Annotated in this window: 5 protein-coding genes and 2 pseudogenes; 2 read left to right on the plus strand and 5 right to left on the minus strand. The window is 64.9% G+C overall.

From position 1 onward, the window contains the following. From A9X03_RS30500 to A9X03_RS22940, 4 genes and pseudogenes are all read right to left on the minus strand, one after another. Nucleotides 1-119, minus strand: a pseudogene (locus tag A9X03_RS30500) (short-chain dehydrogenase); the annotation flags it as partial. Next, nucleotides 112-1,392 carry an amidohydrolase family protein gene (locus A9X03_RS22930; RefSeq protein WP_068263189.1) on the minus strand — a complete coding sequence of 427 codons (1,281 nt, stop codon included), beginning with the start codon at nt 1,390-1,392 and terminating at the stop codon, nt 112-114. The pseudogene A9X03_RS30500 and the gene A9X03_RS22930, both read right to left, overlap by 8 nt. 118 nt (nt 1,393-1,510) lie before the next feature. Further along, entirely contained in the window at nt 1,511-2,143 is a 633-nt protein-coding gene (locus A9X03_RS22935) for a TetR/AcrR family transcriptional regulator (RefSeq protein ID WP_067747579.1), read from the minus strand. Between the two features lie 54 nt (nt 2,144-2,197). Next, nucleotides 2,198-3,322: a dihydrodipicolinate reductase gene (locus A9X03_RS22940; RefSeq protein WP_067747581.1), complete on the minus strand. Its 1,125-nt coding sequence runs from the start codon at nt 3,320-3,322 to the stop codon at nt 2,198-2,200. A gap of 121 nt (nt 3,323-3,443) precedes the next feature. Between A9X03_RS22940 and A9X03_RS22945 the strand changes: the two genes are divergently transcribed. Further along, complete coding sequence (locus A9X03_RS22945; protein WP_067747583.1) at nt 3,444-4,589, plus strand: ABC transporter substrate-binding protein; 1,146 nt, start codon at nt 3,444-3,446, stop codon at nt 4,587-4,589. Here A9X03_RS22945 and A9X03_RS22950 read toward each other — a convergent pair. Continuing rightward, nucleotides 4,581-5,639 carry a dihydrodipicolinate synthase gene (locus A9X03_RS22950; RefSeq protein WP_067747585.1) on the minus strand — a complete coding sequence of 353 codons (1,059 nt, stop codon included), beginning with the start codon at nt 5,637-5,639 and terminating at the stop codon, nt 4,581-4,583. The genes A9X03_RS22945 and A9X03_RS22950 overlap by 9 nt on opposite strands. A gap of 198 nt (nt 5,640-5,837) precedes the next feature. On the opposite strand from A9X03_RS22950, the pseudogene A9X03_RS22955 reads away from it, so the two are divergent. Further along, nucleotides 5,838-6,066, plus strand: a pseudogene (locus tag A9X03_RS22955) (cytochrome P450); the annotation flags it as partial.

Consider the following 6,066-nt stretch of genomic DNA (forward strand, 5'->3'; position numbering starts at 1 on the left):
CGCGCCAGCAGCGCGACATGTGCGCCTCGCTGGGCAAGCCCTATGCCGATGCATCGTCCGAGTCCGGCGGAGGCACCGACGACAGCGACCCGCAGCGGGCTTTGTCCGTTGTCAGACATCGAGCTTGGCGCTCATAGTGCCGAGGGTCGCGCCCGCGGTGCGTTCGAACCGGCCGTGGTCGAAGCTACGGATCTCGACATCGTGGTCACCGGCTTCGGCGCGCAGGGCGCCGACCGTGCATCGTTCTCGGGTGCGATGCCGGAACGGGTCGAATGAGTACCAACGGCATGCGTTCTCATACGTGATCTTGTTGACCTCGTCGTCGGGGAGGTCAACCATGACCAAGGCAAGCCCCTCGGCTGCCGCGGGCCACGACGAGTCGGAGTGCGGGTAGTCGCACTCCCAGGCGATGTTGTCGATGCCGATGTCATGGCGCAGCTTGACGCCGATCGGGTCCGCGATGAAGCAGGTCAGGAAGCGCTCCCGGAACACCTCGCTGGGCAGTTTGTTTCCGAAGTCCTGGCCGGTCCACAGGTGATGCATTTCGTAGGTTCGGTCGAGGCGGTCGATGAAATAGGGAATCCAGCCGGTGCCACCCTCGGAAAGTGCGAAGCGGACGTCGGGAAACTCCTTGATGACGCGGGACCACAGCAGGTCGGCGGCCGCCGAGCAGATGTTCATCGGTTGCAGGGTGATCATTACGTCGACGGGCGCGTTGTCGGCGGTCATCGTGATCTTGCCGGAGGACCCCAGGTGGACCGAGAGCACCGTGTTGGTGTCCGACAGCGCCCGCCACATCGGATCCCAATACTCGTCGTGGAAGCTCGGGAAGCCGAGCGTCGCGGGGTTTTCGGTGAAGGTGACTGAGTGGCAGCCTTTGGCGGCGTTGCGGCGGATCTCATTGGCGCACAATTGGGGATCCCACAGCACGGGCAGCCCCATGGGCAGGAAGCGCCCGGGATACGAGCCGCACCATTCGTCGATGTGCCAGTCGTTGTATGCCTGGGTGACGGCGAGGGCGAGGTCCTTGTCGGTGTGGGTGGCGAACAGCCGGCCCGCGAAGCCGGGGAAGGACGGGAAGCACATCGATCCCAGCACGCCGCCCGCATCCATGTCTTTGATGCGCTCATGAATGTCGTAGCACCCGGGCCGCATTTCGTCGAAAGCGGTCGGCTCGACGCCATACTCATCGCGTGGGCGTCCCGCCACAGCGTTGAGCCCGATGTTGGGAATGATGGCGTCGTTGAAAGTCCACACCTCCGAGCCGTCGGGCCGGCGGATGACCCGGGGCGCCGCGTCCGCGTACTTGCTTGCAAGCCGGCCCTCGAACAGGTTCGGCGGCTCCACCAGGTGATCGTCGACGCTGACCAAGATCATGTCTTCGGGCTGCATGAGTCTCCTTGCACAGAGGTTGAGAACGAGACTATCAGATTGGCAGAGTAACTATTTCGATTTCTGGAAATATTCATTTCCACTGGTGACGGACGTGGCCTCCACACTTCGGCAACGCTCAGCGCCGCGGCGTCGCGTGCGGCTCGACGGCAAACGAGAGCAGTAGCCGGTCCAGGATCCTGGCGGCCCGGCGACGCGCGCTCTTGGGGTTTGCGGAGTGCGCGACGAGCAGCGAGGCCTCCTCGAGCGCGGCGATGAGCATGTGCGTCAGTTCCCCGACGGGTTGATCGTCGATGGTGCCCTCGGCGATCGCCTCGCGGACCACCTCGTTGATCAGGGCGATGCTGTTGCCATTCTGGATTTCGCGCAGGGTCTGCCAGCCCAGCACCACCGGTCCGTCGACAAGTATCACCCGCTGCACCGCGGGTTCCATTGCGGCTTCAAGGAATCCGTGCAATCCACGCGTGAGCCGTTCCCAGGCGTCCGCGCCCGGCGGGGGAGCGGCAATGGACCGGAGGGTGAGATCGTTTTCGACGTCTTCGAATACCGCTCGAAAGAGCTCGGCTTTGTCCTTGAAGTGGTGGTAGAAGGCGCCGCGCGTCCCGACGCCCGACCTCGTCACGAGGTCGCTGATGCTCGTGTTGAAGAACCCGTGTTCAACGAACAGCTCGCGACCCGCGTCGATCAGGTCGCGACGGGTCTGCTCGCCCCGGGCGCGTCGATCCTCGTCCGCCCCGCCACGCTTCGCCATGCCGACGATCGTAGCAACCTTCAGTTTGAATGTTGAGCGTCGGGACGTGCCGCCTCAGCGCACGATCCCGCGAACCGTCATGAGTCCAAGATCGGCGTGCGACTTGAAACCCGGCGGCGCATCGCAGATGGCGGGGATGGAGTTCACGGGCTCCATCGCGGTCCATGCGTAGCCTATGTAACCGGGCTTCGCGTGCTCGCGCGCCTGCGGGCTGCCGCGCAGGATGAGCTCGGTGCCGGGGTCACCGTCGATCACCACGCGGTAGTGGTAATACGGTTCCCAATCGGGCCTCGGGTCGATGGCGTCGTGCTCGATGAACGAGTAGAGCTCGTGCAAGGTGATGAACGGCCTGCCGTCCACCCACGCCGTCCAGAGGTGATGTTGGGATGCGACGGTGCCCGTCTTGATCACACCTCGCAGGCCGGGCATGTCCATGTCCGCGGTGCCCTCGTACGGGATGTCGCGGGTGGCCAGGCCCAGTTCGACGTCTGTCGTGAACTTGTCGACACTCTTGCCCAAGCCTTCGACCACCATCGTCAGCGATTGCGCGAACAACGACCATGCATCTTGAAAGAGATTGCCCTTGGCGAACTCGTCCGGTGTCTTTCCGAATCCCATCTCGTCCAAGTACTTCAGCGTGTCCTTGTTGAAGTTCACCGCCTCGTAGATGTGGATGTGGTCGGTCTTGCCGACGATCCGGGCCAGCGTCAGGACGAGCAGGTCCGCCGCGTAGCCGGGGTGGATGCCGCCTCCGTGGAACGACGTTCCACCGTCTTGGCACGCCGCCTCGATTTTGTCGATGTCGGCGCTGTTGGTTTCCGTCCGATGCCACCAGGCCCCACCCGAGGCGACGACGCTCTTTCCGCCGCGCAGCAGTCGGCAGATCTCGTCGACGTCCGACCAGAGGGGCGCGTAGAACACGCAGTCTGCGTCAAGGCCCTCCAGGGTGGCCTTGTCCGTGGTTGCGAGCACGCCGATCGGCCCCACCCCGACCAGCTCGCCCGCATCCTTGCCAACTTTCTCCGGGCGGTTGCAGAGCACTCCGACCACCTCATAGAGGGGATTGTGGGCGAAGTGGCGCAGCGCCAAGGTCCCGACATTGCCCATGCCCCACTGGATCACGCGATATTTCTTCTCGGCCGCCGACACGCTCGATTCCAGTGGTGATGTGAGCGTCATGGTGTCCCCTTCGCGTGAGGCCAGACGGGAGCGAGCACTCCGGAAGCCGAATATGCAGTTTCGCGAATCATTGTTTCCGTACGGTGGCGATTACACAACCTTCATCCGGTATGTTGCCGCTATGGCAGACGACGGCGTTCGCGCGTACGGTTCGGTCGCTCCCCTGAAAGTCGGCTTGCTCAACGATTATCCGACTTCCGGCGACACGGACAACGACAGCATCGACGCCCTGCGGCTGGTGATGGATGAAGCGTTGTCCTCCGGGCTGATCGACCGGCCGATCGAACTCGTCACCCGAAACGTGGTGGGCTTGCCGAACGGCACCTACCTCGCGGTCGAACGTGCCTTCGACGAGCTGGTCGCGGAGGGATGTCTGGCCATCTACGGGCCGTGGGTATCGGACAACGTGGTGCCGCTGCGCTCCCATGTCGAGGCCACGGCTCGCGTTCCGATCGTCACCCTGTCGGGGTCCGAGGGTGCGCTCGGAGAGTGGTGCTTTGCGCTGAACAACGGCTCGATGGCCGAGGAGCCGGTGATGCTGGCGGCGGTGATGATCGGGGACGGGCGGTCGAGGATCGCGATCGCCTATGAGTCGTCACTGATCGGAAAGGAGTACCTCGCCTTCGCCGAACGAGCCTACGACGCCGCCGGCTTGAAGGTCGTTGCGACCGTGGCAATTCCGCAGGTGGAGGCCGACAAGGCCAAAGCGGTCGCCGCGCTGAGTGCGTCGGAGCCCGACGCGTTGGTGCACGTCGGGTTCGGGCATGGCCTGTGGGGGTTCACGGACGCGCTGCTGGCCGCCGGCTGGGACCCCCCGCGGTACACGACGACGGCCTTCGAAATGGCGCACATCAACGCGGAATGGAGGCGGCAGTTGTCCGGCTGGATCGGCCTGGACAGCTACGACGAGCGCAACACCGTCGGTCAGGCCTTCCTGGACCGCTTTGAAGCCAGATACGGTCGTCGGCCTGGTCATTCGATGCCGGGCCTGTCGCACGACGCGGCGACCGTGATCGTGCGCGGCCTCGCGGCGGCACGCCCGCTCACCGGGGAGGGAGTGAAGAACGGGCTCGAGCAGGTCAAGCTGATCCCGTCGGCCAGCGGCGCTCCCGGGACGTTCCTGCGGTTCGGTCGGTTCATCCGGCAGGGCTGGATGGGATCCGACTATCTCATTGCCCGCAGGGTGCTGCCGGACGGCAGTGCGCATGTCTTCCACGCGGCGCCGAGCGACCACATTGCCCGCGCGGTCGCGCGCGCCTCACGCTAGTTGGATCGCGCCGAATACCGCCGCGGTCACGATGCCGGGCGGTTGGGCGAGCACATACGGAATCGCGCGAATCGCGCCCATCGCGATCATCAGGTGGCCCGGCATGGCGTGCTGACCGGGTTGCGCCGTGCCGTCGAATCCCACGTCGAGCTGGAGTTCGAAGCTCGGCTCGCCTTTGATGACCGCGCGGATGAGGGGCGCCTTCTCGCCGGGCGCCAGCGGCGCCATGCCCCACTGGGGGAGGTCGCGGGTGAGGACCCACTCCTCGTGAATGGCCAGCAGCGGACGGCCCGACCAGTGCCCGACCCAGGAAAACCTCTGCCCGACAACCGTTCCCGCCTCGATAGTGCCGGCGGGTACCTCGATGTCGTGCGGCAGGGTGGTGGCGTCGACCGCCACGTCGATGCGCGACAGGGTGATCCCGAGGACGTCGGCCGTGGCGTTGAGCGCCTGGCGGTACGCCATATCGAGCTTCTTGATGATCGGGGAATCGATGCTGACGTCTTCCGGCGGTCTCCCCATGCCCATCAGGTCGACCAGCATCGGCCGGCTGTCCACGGCCGAAACGTCAGTTGCCTCATAGAGGTCGATCCGGTCGATCGTCTTGCTCAGCCCCGTCACCGTGGCGACCAGTCGCTCGAACATGAACCCGGGGTTCTCGCCGGCAGCATGGAAACGCGACTCACCTTGTCGGCACGCCTCGACGAACGCGGACTCCGTTTCCGCCCCATAGGTCGGCAAATGGTTATACGACGTCGTAGTGATGACGGTGCTACCCGAGGCGAGTAGGCGGCAGATGTCCTCGGCGTTCGTTTCGATCGCGTGTGCTTTGCTGGCCGTGTGCACGACGACGTCGGCGCCCAGTGCGACGATCGCGTCCTTGTCCGCCGTCGCGATCACGCCGGTCGTCGGCGGGAGACCACACAGCGCGCCCGCATCGAGTCCTGTCTTCGCCGGGTCGTAGACCAGGACCCCCACCAGTTGATAACGGGGATTCTCGATGAGCTCTCGGAGCGCGGCCCGGCCCACGGCGCCGGTCGCCCACTGCACGACTCGAGTAACCAATCGGACGCTCCAGGTTGCGGTTTCGCGATGTAAGCCTTCTGGTTCATTCAACCTACATCATGTAGGTTTGCAACCGACAATATGTAGGTTGACGGGCTTATGAGGTGGCACGTGGTGGAGTCGAGGGTTGACGACGACATCGAGCAGCGCATCCGCGAGGCGCAGGAGAAGTTCAACGCCGGCATGGGCGCCGACGGCGACGCGACCCCGTACCCGCTGCTGCGCGAACTGCGGCAGAAGGCGCCCGTTCACCCGGGCTGGCCGGAGATGGGGGTTCCGTGTGACGGACCCGGCGGCAAGAAGACCTTCACCGCGTACTCGTTCGACGCCGTCAAGGCCGTGTTCACCGACAACGTCACGTTCAGCACCCGCGTCTACGAGGATATGGTGCGGCCACTGCAGGGTCCGACGA

It is taken from the genome of Mycobacterium sp. E1715 (assembly GCF_001667625.1).
In the GTDB taxonomy this organism is placed as follows: Bacteria; Actinomycetota; Actinomycetes; order Mycobacteriales; family Mycobacteriaceae; genus Mycobacterium.

Coding starts and splice junctions, on each gene's coding strand:
- A9X03_RS22930 (WP_068263189.1), bottom strand. CDS start 1,392: ATGCAGCCCGAAGACATGATCTTGGTCAGCGTCGACGATCACCTGGTG.
- A9X03_RS22935 (WP_067747579.1), bottom strand. CDS start 2,143: ATGGCGAAGCGTGGCGGGGCGGACGAGGATCGACGCGCCCGGGGCGAG.
- A9X03_RS22940 (WP_067747581.1), bottom strand. CDS start 3,322: ATGACGCTCACATCACCACTGGAATCGAGCGTGTCGGCGGCCGAGAAG.
- A9X03_RS22945 (WP_067747583.1), top strand. CDS start 3,444: ATGGCAGACGACGGCGTTCGCGCGTACGGTTCGGTCGCTCCCCTGAAA.